The sequence below is a fragment of the Agrobacterium sp. V1 genome, from assembly GCF_030518355.1.
Classification (GTDB): Bacteria; Pseudomonadota; Alphaproteobacteria; order Rhizobiales; family Rhizobiaceae; genus Agrobacterium; species Agrobacterium cucumeris.
In genome coordinates this window covers 1,697,794-1,711,825 of the sequence record NZ_JAULSF010000001.1, presented here as the reverse complement: position 1 = coordinate 1,711,825, position 14,032 = coordinate 1,697,794, and the positions used below count along the sequence as shown (strand labels likewise).

Annotated in this window: 15 protein-coding genes; 7 read left to right on the top strand and 8 right to left on the bottom strand. The window is 59.2% G+C overall.

Annotated elements, in window-relative coordinates:
* Positions 1-69: 69 nt before the first annotated feature.
* Positions 70-819 carry an SDR family oxidoreductase gene (locus tag QSV77_RS08425; RefSeq protein ID WP_271362134.1) on the top strand — a complete coding sequence of 250 codons (750 nt, stop codon included), beginning with the start codon at positions 70-72 and terminating at the stop codon, positions 817-819.
* A 24-nt stretch (positions 820-843) separates the two neighbouring features.
* Here QSV77_RS08425 and QSV77_RS08420 read toward each other — a convergent pair whose 3' ends face one another.
* Both QSV77_RS08420 and serB read right to left on the bottom strand, forming a co-directional pair.
* Positions 844-1,416, bottom strand: a complete 573-nt coding sequence (locus tag QSV77_RS08420; protein WP_302733124.1) for a GNAT family N-acetyltransferase — start codon at positions 1,414-1,416, stop codon at positions 844-846.
* Positions 1,413-2,303 carry a phosphoserine phosphatase SerB gene (gene serB, locus QSV77_RS08415; protein ID WP_302733122.1) on the bottom strand — a complete coding sequence of 297 codons (891 nt, stop codon included), beginning with the start codon at positions 2,301-2,303 and terminating at the stop codon, positions 1,413-1,415. Before serB ends, QSV77_RS08420 begins: the two co-directional genes overlap by 4 nt.
* On the opposite strand from serB, the gene miaA reads away from it, so the two are divergent.
* Positions 2,302-3,198 (top strand): tRNA (adenosine(37)-N6)-dimethylallyltransferase MiaA, encoded by an 897-nt coding sequence (gene miaA, locus QSV77_RS08410; RefSeq protein WP_302733121.1) that lies wholly within the window; start codon positions 2,302-2,304, stop codon positions 3,196-3,198. The two genes, serB and miaA, sit on opposite strands and share 2 nt — an antisense overlap.
* 9 nt (positions 3,199-3,207) lie before the next feature.
* Here miaA and QSV77_RS08405 read toward each other — a convergent pair whose 3' ends face one another.
* Entirely contained in the window at positions 3,208-5,217 is a 2,010-nt protein-coding gene (locus QSV77_RS08405) for an ATP-binding protein (protein ID WP_302733120.1), read from the bottom strand.
* A 381-nt stretch (positions 5,218-5,598) separates the two neighbouring features.
* On the opposite strand from QSV77_RS08405, the gene QSV77_RS08400 reads away from it, so the two are divergent.
* Positions 5,599-7,392 carry an acetolactate synthase 3 large subunit gene (locus QSV77_RS08400; protein ID WP_269703068.1) on the top strand — a complete coding sequence of 598 codons (1,794 nt, stop codon included), beginning with the start codon at positions 5,599-5,601 and terminating at the stop codon, positions 7,390-7,392.
* A gap of 19 nt (positions 7,393-7,411) precedes the next feature.
* On the top strand, positions 7,412-7,984 hold the full coding sequence (gene ilvN / locus QSV77_RS08395) for an acetolactate synthase small subunit (protein WP_003507555.1): 573 nt from the start codon (positions 7,412-7,414) through the stop codon (positions 7,982-7,984).
* A gap of 71 nt (positions 7,985-8,055) precedes the next feature.
* Here the strand turns inward: ilvN and QSV77_RS08390 are convergent, their stop codons facing one another.
* Entirely contained in the window at positions 8,056-9,192 is a 1,137-nt protein-coding gene (locus tag QSV77_RS08390) for a hypothetical protein (RefSeq protein WP_302733118.1), read from the bottom strand.
* A gap of 365 nt (positions 9,193-9,557) precedes the next feature.
* Between QSV77_RS08390 and QSV77_RS08385 the strand changes: the two genes are divergently transcribed.
* Together QSV77_RS08385 and QSV77_RS08380 are read left to right on the top strand one after the other, a co-directional pair.
* A complete protein-coding gene (locus tag QSV77_RS08385) occupies positions 9,558-9,926 on the top strand; it encodes a helix-turn-helix transcriptional regulator (protein WP_302733907.1) in 369 nt (122 codons plus the stop codon).
* Positions 9,919-10,452 (top strand): SRPBCC family protein, encoded by a 534-nt coding sequence (locus QSV77_RS08380; RefSeq protein ID WP_302733117.1) that lies wholly within the window; start codon positions 9,919-9,921, stop codon positions 10,450-10,452. The genes QSV77_RS08385 and QSV77_RS08380 overlap by 8 nt, the downstream gene beginning before the upstream one ends.
* Before the next feature lie 145 nt (positions 10,453-10,597).
* On the opposite strand, the gene QSV77_RS08375 is transcribed toward QSV77_RS08380, so the two are convergent.
* The gene (locus QSV77_RS08375; RefSeq protein WP_302733116.1) at positions 10,598-11,443 is read right to left on the bottom strand and encodes an aldo/keto reductase; all 846 of its coding nucleotides are present in this window, start codon (positions 11,441-11,443) and stop codon (positions 10,598-10,600) included.
* A gap of 163 nt (positions 11,444-11,606) precedes the next feature.
* Between QSV77_RS08375 and QSV77_RS08370 the strand changes: the two genes are divergently transcribed.
* The gene (locus tag QSV77_RS08370) at positions 11,607-12,200 is read left to right on the top strand and encodes a LysE family translocator (RefSeq protein WP_302733115.1); all 594 of its coding nucleotides are present in this window, start codon (positions 11,607-11,609) and stop codon (positions 12,198-12,200) included.
* A gap of 6 nt (positions 12,201-12,206) precedes the next feature.
* On the opposite strand, the gene QSV77_RS08365 is transcribed toward QSV77_RS08370, so the two are convergent.
* From QSV77_RS08365 to QSV77_RS08355, 3 genes are read right to left on the bottom strand one after another with little or no spacing between them, the layout of a single operon-like run.
* Complete coding sequence (locus QSV77_RS08365; protein WP_302733114.1) at positions 12,207-12,995, bottom strand: anti-sigma factor; 789 nt, start codon at positions 12,993-12,995, stop codon at positions 12,207-12,209.
* The gene (locus tag QSV77_RS08360; protein ID WP_302733113.1) at positions 12,992-13,549 is read right to left on the bottom strand and encodes an RNA polymerase sigma factor; all 558 of its coding nucleotides are present in this window, start codon (positions 13,547-13,549) and stop codon (positions 12,992-12,994) included. Before QSV77_RS08360 ends, QSV77_RS08365 begins: the two co-directional genes overlap by 4 nt.
* On the bottom strand, positions 13,533-13,907 hold the full coding sequence (locus QSV77_RS08355; protein WP_302733111.1) for a hypothetical protein: 375 nt from the start codon (positions 13,905-13,907) through the stop codon (positions 13,533-13,535). The genes QSV77_RS08360 and QSV77_RS08355 overlap by 17 nt, the downstream gene beginning before the upstream one ends.
* Positions 13,908-14,032: the final 125 nt, after the last annotated feature.

Sequence of the window (14,032 nt, the reverse complement as noted above, 5' to 3'; positions counted from 1 at the left end):
GCAGGAATCGGGTGGTTGTGATCCCGGCCCCTCTCTAATCCTTGGTCTCCATCAATGGAGGTCAAGGATATGAAATTACTCGAAAACAAGGTTGCCATCATCACTGGCGCGTCATCCGGCATCGGCCGGGCGACGGCGAGGTTGTTTGCCTCGCAAGGGGCAGCCGTCGTCATCAATGCGCGGGGTGCTGCGGCACTGGAAGAGGTTGCCGCCGGGATTCGCGAGATCGGTGGCCGTGTCCATGCCGTTGTCGGCGATGTCAATCTTGAGGAAACTCATTCCCGGCTGACGGATGCGGCCGTAAGCATTTTCGGCGGTCTCGATATCGCCGTCAACAATGCAGGCGCGGTCGGCGCCATGAAGCCGCTGGCGGAGATTTCCGCCGAGGAATGGGATCATGTAATCACAGCCAATCTCACTTCCGCATATCTCGGTGCGCGTCACCAGATTCCGTTGATGCTGAAGCGGGGCGGTGGCTCGATCGTCTTTATCTCGAGCTTCGTCGGCACCAGTGCCGGCATACCCGGCATGGCGGCCTATGGCACGTCGAAGGCGGCGCTGATGGGGTTGGTGAAAGGCATTACCGCCGATTATGCCGTGCAGGGCATTCGCGCCAACGGGCTGCTTCCCGGCGGGGTCGACACACCCATGGCCGGAGATGCGGCCCAGAAGGAATGGGCGGCAGGCCTGCATGCGATGAAACGCATCGCCGAGCCGGAAGAACTGGCGCAGGCAGCCCTTTTCCTCGCCAGCCCGATGTCGAGTTTCGTTGCCGGGGCGGCGCTGTTTGCGGATGGCGGCAATGCGGCGGTGAAGTAAGGTTCCAGACTGGCGGGAAGGGCGTTATTGCGACTGTCGTTCCCGCCATTCCGCCAGCGTCAGCGCATAGGTCACATGCGGACGCAGATGCGGATGGGTGTCATCAGGCACGCGCGGATGATCGAAATCGCGTGACGGATCACGCTTCAGGCCGATGCGCTCCATCACGCGGGTCGAGCGGTGGTTGTCGTGGACGGCGAAGGAGACGATTTCCGGCGTTTCCTTTTCATCAAAGGCCATGACGAGCAGCGATTGTGCGGCTTCGGTGACATAGCCGTGGCCCCAATAACGGGTGGCGAGCCGCCAGCCGATCTCCATGGTACCGAGCGGGAAAGGCGGATCGAGGTTCATGACGGGCGATATGCCGCAGAAGCCCATGACTTCGCCGGTTTCGCGCAGTTCCATGGCGTAGAAGCCATAACCGCTGCCACGGATCATGCCGTTGATGGTTTCCAGTACGGTGTCCGCTTCCGCGTGGCTGCGACGGAAGGGAAAAAACTCCATGACCTTTTCGTCTGCGTTGATTTCGCGGAACAGGTCGCGGTCGCTCTCCTTCCACTCGCGCAGAATGAGCCTTGGTGTTTCGCGGATGATCATGGAGTGACAAAATCCGTCTTGCGGTAACCCTGAATGTAAAGAAGCGCGGTCAGGTCGCCGTGGTCGATGCGCATCTGCGCCTCGGCCGCGACGGCGGGCTTGGCGTGCAGGGCAACACCCGCGCCGGCCAGATGCAGCATGCCGAGATCGTTGGCGCCATCGCCGACCGCCATCGCCTCTTCCGGCGAGATGCCAAGCTTTGCGGCGATGTCGTTCAGCGCGTCCACCTTGGCCTGCTTGCCGAGGATGGGTTCGGCAACGGTGCCGTCAAGCTTGCCATTGGCTTCGCCGAGCAGATTGGCGCGGTTTTCATCGAAGCCGAGCATCGCTGCGACGCGGCCGGTGAAAACCGTGAAGCCGCCGGAAACGAGGGCGGTGTAATAGCCCTTGGCCTTCATGGTGGCGATCAGTTCCTTGCCGCCTGATGTCAGCGTGATGCGCTTTTCGATGACGTCGTCGATGACCGAAACCGACAGGCCTTTCAGCAGCGCCACGCGTTCCCGGAGCGCCGGCTCAAAAGCGATCTCACCATTCATGGCGCGGGCGGTGATGGTGGAGACCTTGTCTTTCAGGCCGACTTCGGCGGCCAGCTCGTCAATGCATTCCTGGCCGATCATGGTCGAATCCATATCGGCGATCAGCAGTTTCTTGCGGCGCTGATCCTGTTCCTGAATGACGATATCGATCGGCTGGCCAGCGATCGCGCCGGCAATCGCGGTGCGGGCCTGCTGCGCATCGGTGCCGGAAGGCAGGGAGATATCGCAGGCGATGCCATCCGCCAGCCAGTAAAGACCTGACGCATTGACGGCCTTTGCGGCGGCTTCGCCGAGGGCCGGTGTCAGAACAGGATTTGACGGATTGGCGATAAGCGTGGCAACGAGAGCCATGATGAAAAACCTTGATGAGAATTTTGATGCGATCCTGATAACCGGCCCGACGGCAAGCGGCAAGTCCGCGCTTGCGCTTCGTCTGGCGCGGGAGCGGAATGGCGTCGTCATCAATGCCGATAGCATGCAGGTTTACGACACGCTGCGGGTGCTGACCGCCCGGCCTTCGGAAGATGAAATGCAGGGCGTGCCGCATCTGCTTTACGGCCATGTGCCGGCGAGCAGCCTTTATTCCACGGGGGAATGGCTGCGGGATATTTCGGTGCTGCTTTCGGATCTGAAGGGGCAGAGACGTCTTCCCGTCATCGTCGGCGGCACGGGGCTTTATTTCAAGGCGCTGACCGGGGGGCTGTCGGATATGCCTGTCATCCCGGGCGAAATCCGCGACAGGCTGCGCGGCCGGCTGATTGAATTGGGCCCGGCGGTTCTCCACACGGAATTGTCGAGCCGCGATCCCGAAATGGCAAAGGCTCTGCAGCCGGGAGACGGCCAGCGTATCGTCCGGGCGCTGGAAGTGATCGAAGCGACCGGAAAATCGATCCGGGATTACCAGAAAGCCAGCGGCCCGGTGATCGTTGACCCCGACCGGGCGCAGAAATTCGTCGTTCTGCCCGACAGGCCGGTGCTGCATGACCGTATCAACCGTCGTTTCGAGGCGATGATGGAAAGTGGCGCGGTGGAGGAGGTCGAGGCGCTTCTGGCTCTCAAGCTCGCGCCCGATGCGACGGCAATGAAGGCGATCGGCGTTTCCCAGATCGCCGAGATGCTGGCCGGACGCATGAGCGAGGCGGAGGTGATCGAAAAATCGGCGGCGGCGACCCGCCAATATGCCAAACGGCAGATGACCTGGTTCCGCAACCAGATGGGGGAGGACTGGACGCGTATCCAGCCCTGAAGGCTGGCGTCAGTCCTTGCGATAGAGGCTGCCGAGCGGCTTTTTCAGGAGGCTTTCGCGCAGCGACGGGCGTGTATCGGCCGGCGGGGGACCATTTTGCGTCTGCATCTGGAAACCGGCCCGGCGCAAGTCGTTGACGGCACCGGAGGCGCTGTCGATCCTCTCCGGATTTTGTGGCGGTGGCGCTGTGCGTCCGGGCAGCATGTCCGGGCGATAAGGCTCATAGCCCTCCGCTGCGGGTGTTCCCAATTCTCGCTTCCAGCGATCGATATCGTCCGCTTCTCCCGGCGCTACCAGCGATTCCGGCAGATCGGAAAAGGCCGCTTCGACACTTTGCTGGAAGCCGGTGATAACCGGCCGGGCGGTGGCGCGCATGCGGGTGACAATAGTATTGAGATCGACGGTATCGGGTGTTTCGTGCGGTACGTGGCTGACCGTGCCGCTTGCCTTCGGCAATTTGATTGTCGGCACCCGGTCAAAACGCATGCGCATCGGCACCCCCACGGCTTCACCGAAGGCGATGGCTTCACCATTGCCGATGGAGGACAGAAAGCTGGTGGTCGAGGCCGAGGCGTTGGGCACGGCCGACAGAATGATCTTCTGGTCAATCTCGTTTGACAGCCGCATGGCGAAAACGGTCGAGCATTGCGACAGGATGGTCTGATCCAGCTCGCTGGGCCGCTGACTGATGACGCCGAGTGAAATTCCGTATTTGCGGCCTTCCTTGGCGATCTGGGCGATCGCCTGCCGGGTCGGGAAAAAGCCGCGCTCGGGGTCGGCAGGAACATAACGGTGGGCTTCTTCGCAGACGACAAGCATATGCAGCGAGCCGCGTGCCAGCACCGCCAGCTCAAACGACATGCGGCAGAGAACGGAGACCACCGAGTTCACCACCTCGGAGGGGATGCCCGAGAGCTGGAACACTGAAATGGGCTTGCCTTCCCCGGGAATACGGAAAACATGCGCCACCGTCTCCAGAATGGTGTCGCTGATCGTATTGCTGGAGAACATGAAATTGTAGCGCGGATCGTTGATGGCCGAGAGGATCCGGCTTTTCAGGGAACGGAGCGCCGGCTTTTCACCGCGTCCTTCCAGCCGCCCGATACGCTCGTCGATGGAGGCCAGAAGATCGGCCATGCGGTAGGGCACAGGCGAATCCGGTGTGATCGCGCTCTTGTCGGAGGTGCGGCGGACGGCGGAACCATCCGTGCCGCGAAATGCCTTTTTCGCCTCGGGTATGACGTCACGCAGAACGTCCATCTCTTCCGGCACAGGCTTGCGGCCACGGAAAACCACTTCCGCAAATTCCTCAAGGCGCATCAGCCAGAAGGGAAGGTCGAGCGTATCGGTATCGATGACTACAGAATGATCGGGAAAAGCGGCTGCAAATTCGTTGTGCGGATCGAGAATGAGGACGCGCAGTTTCGGGTCCGTCTCGATTGCCTTGTTCAAGAGCAGCGAAACCGCAGTGGTCTTGCCGACCCCGGTTGAACCGACGACGGCGAAATGCTTCGAAAGCATCTGCGGAATATTGATGGCCGCGCCGATCGTATCATCCTGCGTCAGCTTGCCGATGATGCAGCTGTCACGCTTGCCGCTGTCGTAGATCCTGGCAAGGTCGCCGGTGCGGATGCGGTGGGCCACGGCACCAAGATAGGGATAACGGGAAATGCCGCTGGAAAACCGTTCGCTGCCGTCATCGGTGCGGTAAACCTCTCCCATAAGTTCGACGTCGATCAGCAACCTGTTCGACCTGTCCGAGGACCATTGTCTCTCATCGGTGCGCATGGCGAAGACGAGGGCCGCGACACGGCTCGTGCCCATTTCGATGGAGATCAGCCGTCCGACGGACCAGAGTTGCGCAACATCGGTGGAGCCCGGTTCCGTTTCCGCGGCGATGGTGGCATGGGCGCCGTCGCAGGCGATGACGCGGCCAAGCATGCGGTCTGCCGGTTGCAGAGCGGATCGCCGTTCGGTTTCGTCCATGCCGGACGCTTTATGAAACTCGTTATTACTCACATCTTATCCCGGGACATGCGGATGAGCGCGGTGGTTCGGGCAATACCTGCGCCCTCGATAATAAAAGATTATATTTAACAACAGGTGTATCAATTGCGTTCGAAAATTTCGTCGACTGGGGGTTTTAAGTAATAAAAGAAGCGGTCGCCGATTTTTTCCGCAATATGCGTTGACGGCTGGGGCTTTTGTGGCTAACACTCCGGCCCATGAAAAATCTTAACGTACTTATCGTGGTGGGACGGCGCATGGGCAGGATGGTGTAACCATCCGGCGAAAGCACCCATGCGCTGAACGAGGCTCCTTAAGGGGCCTTTTTTTATGTCTTCAAACAGGCCCTCGGGCTCCTCGATATCCAAAGCCAAAGCGGGATGGAAACAGGCAATGACGGATAAGGACAATACGGAAAACAGCAATCGCATGACAGGTGCGGAGATCGTGCTCCAGGCGCTGAAGGACAATGGCGTCGAGCACATCTTCGGTTATCCCGGCGGCGCCGTGCTTCCGATTTATGACGAGATTTTCCAGCAGGAAGACATTCAGCACATTCTCGTGCGTCACGAGCAGGGCGCCGGCCACGCTGCCGAAGGTTATGCCCGCTCCACCGGCAAGGTTGGCGTCATGCTCGTCACCTCGGGTCCCGGCGCCACCAATGCGGTAACGCCGCTGCAGGATGCGCTGATGGATTCCATCCCGCTCGTCTGCCTGTCCGGCCAGGTTCCGACATCGCTGATCGGTTCCGATGCGTTTCAGGAATGCGATACCGTCGGCATCACGCGCCCCTGCACCAAGCACAATTGGCTGGTCAAGGACGTCAACGAGCTGGCGGGCATCATCCATGAAGCCTTCCGCATCGCGCAGACCGGTCGCCCCGGTCCCGTCGTTGTCGATATTCCCAAGGACATCCAGTTCGCCACCGGCACCTACACGCCGCCCTCTGCCGCCGTTCAGCAGAAGAGCTACAAGCCGAAGGTCCAGGGCGATCTCAATGCCATTCACGCGGCCATCGAATTGATGTCCAAGGCGAAAAAGCCGGTTTTCTACACTGGTGGTGGCGTTATCAACTCCGGTCCGGAAGCTACCCGTTTGCTACGCGAACTGGTCGAGCTGACCGGTTTCCCGATCACCTCGACCCTGATGGGCCTCGGCGCCTATCCGGCATCCGGCAAGAACTGGCTCGGCATGCTGGGCATGCACGGATCCTACGAAGCCAACATGACGATGCATGATTGCGACGTCATGGTCTGCATCGGCGCGCGTTTCGACGACCGGATTACCGGTCGCATCAATGCTTTTTCGCCGAACTCCAAGAAGATCCATATCGATATCGACCCATCCTCGATCAACAAGACGGTTCGTGTCGATGTGCCTGTTATCGGTGATGTCGGCCATGTCCTGGAAGATATGGTTCGCCTGTGGCGCGCTTTGCCGAAGAAGCCGGAGAAAGCCCAGACGGCCGACTGGTGGTCGCAGATCGAGCGCTGGCGCGCCCGCAATTCCTTCGCCTACAAGAATTCCAAAGACGTCATCATGCCGCAATATGCCTTGCAGCGGCTTTATGAGGCTTCGAAGGGACGCGACACCTACATCACGACCGAAGTCGGCCAGCACCAGATGTGGGCGGCACAGTTCTTCGGCTTCGAGGAGCCGAACCACTGGATGACTTCGGGCGGTCTTGGCACCATGGGTTATGGCCTGCCGGCGGCCATCGGCGTGCAGGTCGCACATCCCGAAGCGCTGGTTATCGACATTGCGGGTGATGCCTCGATCCAGATGTGCATTCAGGAAATGTCCTGCGCCATCCAGTACGGTCTGCCGGTGAAGATTTTCATCCTCAACAACCAGTATATGGGCATGGTGCGGCAATGGCAGCAGCTGCTGCACGGTAACCGTCTGTCGAACTCCTATACCGAAGCCATGCCTGATTTCGTCAAGCTGGCGGAAGCCTATGGTGCAGTCGGCATGTATTGCGACGACCCGAAGGAGCTGGATGACAAGATCGCCGAGATGATTGCCGTCAACAAGCCTGTCATCTTCGATTGCCGCGTTGCCAATCTTGCCAATTGCTTCCCGATGATCCCGTCTGGTAAAGCCCATAACGAGATGCTGTTGCCGGATGAGGCGACGGATGAAGCTGTTGCCAACGCCATTGACGCCAAGGGCCGTCAGCTAGTCTGAGCCGGGAGAGGAAAAGGACATGAACGCACACCTACAACCCACCGGCTCCGCCTATTTCATCCAGAAGGAAACGGCTGCCGTCGAAAATCACACGCTGTCGGTTCTGGTCAGCAACGAGCCGGGCGTTCTCGCCCGGGTCATCGGCCTGTTTTCCGGCCGGGGTTACAACATTGAAAGCCTGACGGTTTCGGAAACGGAACACGAGGCGCATCTGTCGCGCATCACCATCGTCACGCGCGGCACACCGATCGTGCTGGAGCAGATCAAGGCGCAGCTTGAGCGCATCGTGCCGGTGCACCGGGTTCTCGACCTCACCGTTCGCGCCCGCGAACTGGGACAGGAGCGGCCGATCGAGCGCGAAGTGGCGCTGATCAAGGTCGCCGGTACGGGCGAAGTTCGCGCCGAAGCGCTGCGCCTTGCCGATGCGTTTCAGGCCAAGGTGGTGGATGCGACTGTCGAGCATTTCATCTTCGAAATCACCGGTAAGTCGTCGAAGATCGATCAGTTCGTGGCCATCATCAAGCCGCTCGGCCTTATCGAGATCTGCCGCACGGGTATTGCCGCGATGAATCGCGGCTCGCAGGGGATGTAAGCCCCGTACTCGAAGCAAGTGCCCCGGAATTATTCAAGCCCGCGCTATGTCGCGGGCTTTTGTTTTTCCAACTACCGTCCGGTGCGTTTTCCAAAAGGAATGATGCGTGCGGTTCCGCTCCGACCGGAAGGCTGCGGTGGCTCATCCGCAGGCCGGGTCACGACGAGACGGCCGCCTATACCTTCGGCAAGCGCTTCGCTTTCGCGCATTTTGCGAAGTTCGGCCCGTGCTTCCAGCGTTGCCGTGCCGATCAGCCGTTCAACGCCGTTGACGCCACCCGGAACCGCCAGCCGGCGTTTGGCATCCTGCGTCGTATAGCCATGTTCACGGGAGTGTCGAAGGGTTAGTTGGTAGTGATCTGGTAGGCTTTGTTCGGCGTTCGCTTCGACATGGCGAACCCGGAAGGAAACGGAATCGTCTTCTATCCCGAAGGTATCGTTATCGGGGATGATATAGCCGTTTTTATGGGTCGCGATTTTGATGAAACTCAAGGCGCCCGCATATAGCTCCGTCCAGGGAACCGGCGCGGCTTCCATGTGGATTTCCCGCCCAATATAGTCTGCTGCTCCCAGAGTGTGAATGCCGATGCATTGTTCCGTGGTGCCTCGCGGCGGCGTTTCACTGTAAATGCGGGGATGAACCGTCAGCGGACCTATCGGCTCTTCCACAAATGTCGTGAAACTCTCCGCAGGAAACACCATGTTGCTCTGCGTCCAGTGGACAAGGCGCGCCGGTGTGCTTGCGCAGATCGTTTCGCAGGCGATAGACAGGGCCCTGATCCGCTCGAGAAACTCGGCAAGCGAATGGCCCGGCTGGTGCATGCCGATCTGGTTGAACAGGTCAGCAATACCCTTTTCCTGCATCACTCCGCCAAACACACCGTGCTGGACATAGACCAGTATATGGGCTTTATGACGCCGGATCCGTTCTGCGGCATCGGGCACAAGCATGTTCGAGATTGGGGAGCCAAGAGTGGGGGCGAAAACGCCATGATCCGCCGGACCCGTCATGAACTCGACAGCGATCTGGAGATCGTTCGGCCCGAACATCTGCACATAAGCCGGCGATATTGCGGGGCACGTCAGGCCGATACCGAGCCGATTGAACACGGTCTGGAACTGCTTGGCCAGGTCCGGCAATGGTGAGGAGGCGATGTCGCCGTCCAAAAGGATGGCCGCTTGCATCTGGTTGGTATATTTCCCGATCATAATACTGGTGATCCTGATGAATCTTCCAGTATCATCACGCATTCCGGTTGCGTTCTTGTAAATATAAATCGCGCAATCTAATCAATCTACGTTTTTGTTTGCATTGCTTTATGCTTATTAGAACTTTTATATATTGGTGTGCACCCGCGCATATGTTTCACTCCTGCAATTCGATGTCTACATTTCAAAGCCGACACGGCTGGCAATGGAGTTTCTCGCAATCCGATAGCGTCCCGAAGGCTTGATCTGCTGTTGCCAGCCGTTTGGCCCGCGGTTTGCCGTCGCTATTCCAGTGCATTCCGTGAGTGGGATTTATATTCAACCATATGGTTGACTTTCTGGATCGGCAGCCTATATTCAACAACATGGTTGAATTATTTGTTCCACAACTCGACACTGTCTTTCATGCTCTTGGCGACGCGACGCGGCGCACGATGTTGCGCGAGCTTTCCCGTGGCGAGCGGACGGTCACCCAGTTGGCCGCGCCGTTCGACATCTCGCTTGCAGCAGCCTCCAAGCATATCAAGGCATTGGAGAATGCCGGGCTCATCCGCCGGGAGGTGAGGGGGCGCACCCATATCTGCCACCTAGCGCCGGAACCTCTGGCAAGCGCGCAGGAGTGGCTGGATTACTACCGGCAGTTCTGGAACAGCCGCCTCGATATTCTTGAGCAGATGCTCAGGGAGGAAGATCAGGGAAAATCCCCTGCAGATGGAGGAAATGACAATGACTGATATTGCAGTGCCTGACGCCTATGGCCAACTTGTCGAACCTGCGACGCTGAAGGTCGAACGGCTGTTGCCGGGGCCGATCGACCGGGTATGGGCCTTTCTGACACAAAGCGAGCTTCGCCGCCGCTGGCTGGCCTCCGGTGAAATGAAACTTGCGCCCGATGCACCGTTCGAACTGGTCTGGCGCAATGACGAGCTTTCCGATCCGCCGGGTCACCGCCCGGAAGGTTTTTCGGAAGAACACAAGATGGCCTCACGCATCATTACCGTCGTTCCGCCACATCGCCTCGTCTTCACTTGGGGTGAGGGCGCGGAGGTTTCGATCGAGCTTCAGGCTTTGGGCAAGCAGGTGCTTCTGACGCTCATCCACCGCCGGCTGGGGGATCGGAATAGCAAACTCAATATCAGCGCCGGCTGGCACACGCATCTCGATATTCTCGCCGCCCGTCTTCAGGAAAAAGAGCCAGGCCCCTTCTGGGATACATGGCTGGAGCTCAAGAAAGACTATGAGCACCGCATACCGTCATAGAACGGGTAGCGCATCTACCGGACGGCGCGGTTTGCCGCGCCGTCATTGCCGGTTTCTGTGCACGCGCGGTATCGATCTGGTTCTTATATTTCGATTCAACCGCTTCAGCACCTGATTCCGGAACGCCTCTTAAGGCCATGTTCTCTCAGAGCATTTCCAAGGCTGTCTTGCGCGTTGGCACCGGGAAGGCGGCGTCGAGAGCCGTCCAGTCTTCGTCGGTTATTTCAAGATCGGTTGCGCCGCGGTTTTCTTCTACGCGGGAGGCGCTGGCGGATTTCGGGATGGCGATGACGCCGTCTCTTTCCAGCAGAAAGGCCAGCGCCAGTTGCGCCGGCGTCGCCTGATAGGCCTTGGCGATGCGGATGAGTTCGTGGTTCTTCAGGATGCGACCCTGCTCGATGGGCGAATAGGCCATCAGCGGGACACCGCGCTCCTGGCACCATGGCAGCAGCGAAAACTCGGGGCCGCGCCGTGACAGGTTGTAAAGTACCTGATTGGCGGCGCAGTTTTTGCCATCCGGCACGGCGAAAAGTTCTTCCATGTCGTCGGTATCGAAATTGGAGACGCCCCAGTCGCCGATCTTGCCGTCGCGTTTCAGTCTTTCGAAAGCCGCCACGGTTTCGTTGAGCGGGTGTTCGCCGCGCCAGTGCAGCAGATAAAGATCGATATGATCGGTGCCGAGCCTTGCAAGGCTGCGCTCGCAGGCCTCCACCGTGCCTTTGGCGCTAGCGTTCCACGGATAGACCTTGCTGACCAGAAACACGTCGTCACGGCGGCCGGCAATTGCCGTGCCGACCACCTCTTCAGATCGGCCATCGGCATACATTTCGGCCGTATCGATCAGCGTCATGCCGAGATCGATCGCCTTGCGGATGCTATCGATCTCCTGAGGCGCCGACGGTCTGTTTTCTCCCATGTTCCAGGTGCCAAGGCCAAGGGCTGGAACCTCTTTTCCGGATGGCAGGGTAACGGAAGGAATGTCGTCATACATTGTTTCGCTCCAGCGGTTATCGGGGGAGAATAACCCTTTGTGCAGACTTCTCAAACCCGGCGCGGGCGGGATCGATCCATCAAAAAAATTGACCCCGGCCATCGGTCTGCCGGGCTGGTTTGATAGTGGTCGTGTGGCTAGGGTCTCTTTCACAGGAGAGATCATGACCGTTGAAACCTTCGCTGCACTGGTGTTGTTTGCCTTCACCACGTCCATCACGCCCGGCCCGAACAATATGATGTTGTTTACGTCAGGCGTGAATTTCGGGTTCCGCCGCACCATCCCGCATATGCTGGGTATCGGCGCGGGGTTTCTGTCGCTTTTGATCGGCGTCGGTTTAGGCCTTGGTGCGGTGCTGCATTCCGTGCCGTTGCTCTATACTGGGCTGAAATTCGCCGGCGGGCTATATCTCGTCTGGATCGCCTGGAAGATCGGCACTTCCCGCAGCCTGAATGAAGGAAAGGCCGCATCGCGGCCGATGAGCTTCCTTGCCGCCGCAGCCTTTCAGTGGGTCAATCCGAAAGCCTGGGTAATGGCGGTGACGGCGATGGCGACCTACACCAACGAGGCGCAATATTTCGTCACTGTTCTGGTGGTTGGCGTGGCCTTCGCCGCCGTCAATCTTCCCAGCGTGTCCACCTGGGCAGGTTTCGGCTCTGCGCTGCGCGACTGGCTGTCCGTGCCGGTCCGGCTCAAATGGTTCAACATCACCATGGCCGTGCTGCTCGTCATCAGCCTCTGGCCGATGCTGAAATAACAGCCTTCACGTGGGGAATTGCCGGTAACATTCCTCGGCGATTGCCTGCACCTCGTCGCGTGTCAGTTCGGCCGACACCGCGTAACCGAGTTCGTTGTCGATCCAGTAGAAAGTCTCGATACCGTCCGCACTTGCCATGCGGAAACTGGTGGTGCGGTTTTCCTCGTTGTGGCCGATCAGTACCGTCACCCGGCGGCCCGTCTTGTCCTGATACATCAGCATCGCGCCCGGCTTGCCGCTGACGGGAATGAGACGCCCGCCGACGAGATCGTATCCTATCTTGGAAAGATCAGGGATCGCAAAGGGATAACCGAGCCGCTTGCCGAGCCATGTCGCGAGATGCTGCTGCTCTCCCGCACCAACTTCGACGGGGTGGCGCACTTCGCTTGCATAGATGAGATAGGCGGATTTTGCCTGTGCCGGAATATCCGTCGTTAGCGACGCCAGCGTCACGTCCTGCGGTGTGGAGGCGGATGGCGGCAGAAGCCGGCCAGCTGTGGCGCCCGCAGCAAAGATCATGAGGGCGGCAGCTATTTTGGCAATAGCCGGTTTCAGCCGCCAGGTACGGTCCGCTTTCGGTGGGCTGAGCATCGATGCATCGTGCGGATGGGCGGCGGCATAGGAAGCGAAGGCATTGCGAAGAGTGTCGGCCTGCTGTTTCCAGTCCTGCACGCGGGCCTGCTCTTCAGGTCTTTCTGCGAGCCACGCCTCGACAGCCGCGCGGTCATCGTCGGAAAGAAGCCCGTCGACATAGGCGTGCAGGTCGTCTTCGGTTATGGCATCGGGCCGTTTCATCGTGGTCTCCGCAGGGGAATGATATTGTCCGCCGCCAGCTGCTGGCGAAGGGTTTCGCGGGCGCGGGACAGTCTGGACATGACGGTGCCGAGCGGGATCGATAGCATCTCGGCCGCCTCCTGGTAGCTGTAGCCTTCCACCGTCACCAGCATCAAAACCGCCCGCATATCAGGCGAAAGAAGCGCGAGCGCGCCGTGCAGCCGATCATTCTCCAGCGTATCGGACAACTGATCGGTGACGGCGATGGCCTCATGGCCATCAAGGCTTTCGGATGGGTGGCGTTTCTCGGCGCGGTGGCGGTTGCGATAAAGATTCGTCATTATCGTGTAAGCCCATGATTTCAAACCCGTTCCGCGCCATTGCCTTTTATTGACGAGCGCTTTTTCCACGCAGTCCTGCAAAAGGTCTTCGCCATCTGCATCCGAGCGGGAAAGGCTGCGGGAATAACGGCGTAGCATGGGTATCAGCGCCAGAACCTCCGCTTCGAAGGTGCCGGCTGCGGGGGAGAAGCTCCCCCGCGTTTTGCCATTCATGCCATCAGGGTTTTGCGGCATCCCATACACCGTTCATACCGTCACCGGTGGCGTCGCCCTTTTTCATGTCCTTGACCCAGTAATAGAGCGGCATGCCGTCCTTTGCCCATTGCATCTTGCCGTCCTTGCGCGTCACGATCGTATAGGCCCCCTCGGCCTTGGCGCCAGTGGCTGCGAAAAACGGCGGCCAGTTTACCGCGCATTTGTCATAACAATTGGATACGCCCTTCTTGTCGTTCTTGAAAGTGTAGAGCGTCATGCCTTTTTCGCCGGCAAGTACATTGCCTTTGTCGGTCTTGACCGTTTCGACCGCCGGGGCCGCATAGGCCGTCCCGGCAAAAGCCAGAATGAGGGCGGGAACGATAAAGCGGATCTTCATGGACATATCCTCCTTGGTTCGGGCGGGCTTTGCCGCCAACAGATCAAGAGACACCGCAGGCGGCGGGTTTATTCCCTGTCGCGACACGATTTTTGCGATTTTAAAACTTATCCATTGAGCTAAGT

Coding starts and splice junctions, on each gene's coding strand:
- QSV77_RS08360 (WP_302733113.1), bottom strand. CDS start 13,549: ATGCCGCAAAACCCTGATGGCATGAATGGCAAAACGCGGGGGAGCTTC.
- QSV77_RS08400 (WP_269703068.1), top strand. CDS start 5,599: ATGACGGATAAGGACAATACGGAAAACAGCAATCGCATGACAGGTGCG.
- ilvN (WP_003507555.1), top strand. CDS start 7,412: ATGAACGCACACCTACAACCCACCGGCTCCGCCTATTTCATCCAGAAG.
- QSV77_RS08355 (WP_302733111.1), bottom strand. CDS start 13,907: ATGAAGATCCGCTTTATCGTTCCCGCCCTCATTCTGGCTTTTGCCGGG.
- QSV77_RS08385 (WP_302733907.1), top strand. CDS start 9,558: ATGGTTGAATTATTTGTTCCACAACTCGACACTGTCTTTCATGCTCTT.
- QSV77_RS08425 (WP_271362134.1), top strand. CDS start 70: ATGAAATTACTCGAAAACAAGGTTGCCATCATCACTGGCGCGTCATCC.
- QSV77_RS08370 (WP_302733115.1), top strand. CDS start 11,607: ATGACCGTTGAAACCTTCGCTGCACTGGTGTTGTTTGCCTTCACCACG.
- miaA (WP_302733121.1), top strand. CDS start 2,302: ATGATGAAAAACCTTGATGAGAATTTTGATGCGATCCTGATAACCGGC.
- QSV77_RS08365 (WP_302733114.1), bottom strand. CDS start 12,995: ATGAAACGGCCCGATGCCATAACCGAAGACGACCTGCACGCCTATGTC.
- QSV77_RS08420 (WP_302733124.1), bottom strand. CDS start 1,416: ATGATCATCCGCGAAACACCAAGGCTCATTCTGCGCGAGTGGAAGGAG.
- QSV77_RS08380 (WP_302733117.1), top strand. CDS start 9,919: ATGACTGATATTGCAGTGCCTGACGCCTATGGCCAACTTGTCGAACCT.
- QSV77_RS08375 (WP_302733116.1), bottom strand. CDS start 11,443: ATGTATGACGACATTCCTTCCGTTACCCTGCCATCCGGAAAAGAGGTT.
- serB (WP_302733122.1), bottom strand. CDS start 2,303: ATGGCTCTCGTTGCCACGCTTATCGCCAATCCGTCAAATCCTGTTCTG.
- QSV77_RS08390 (WP_302733118.1), bottom strand. CDS start 9,192: ATGATCGGGAAATATACCAACCAGATGCAAGCGGCCATCCTTTTGGAC.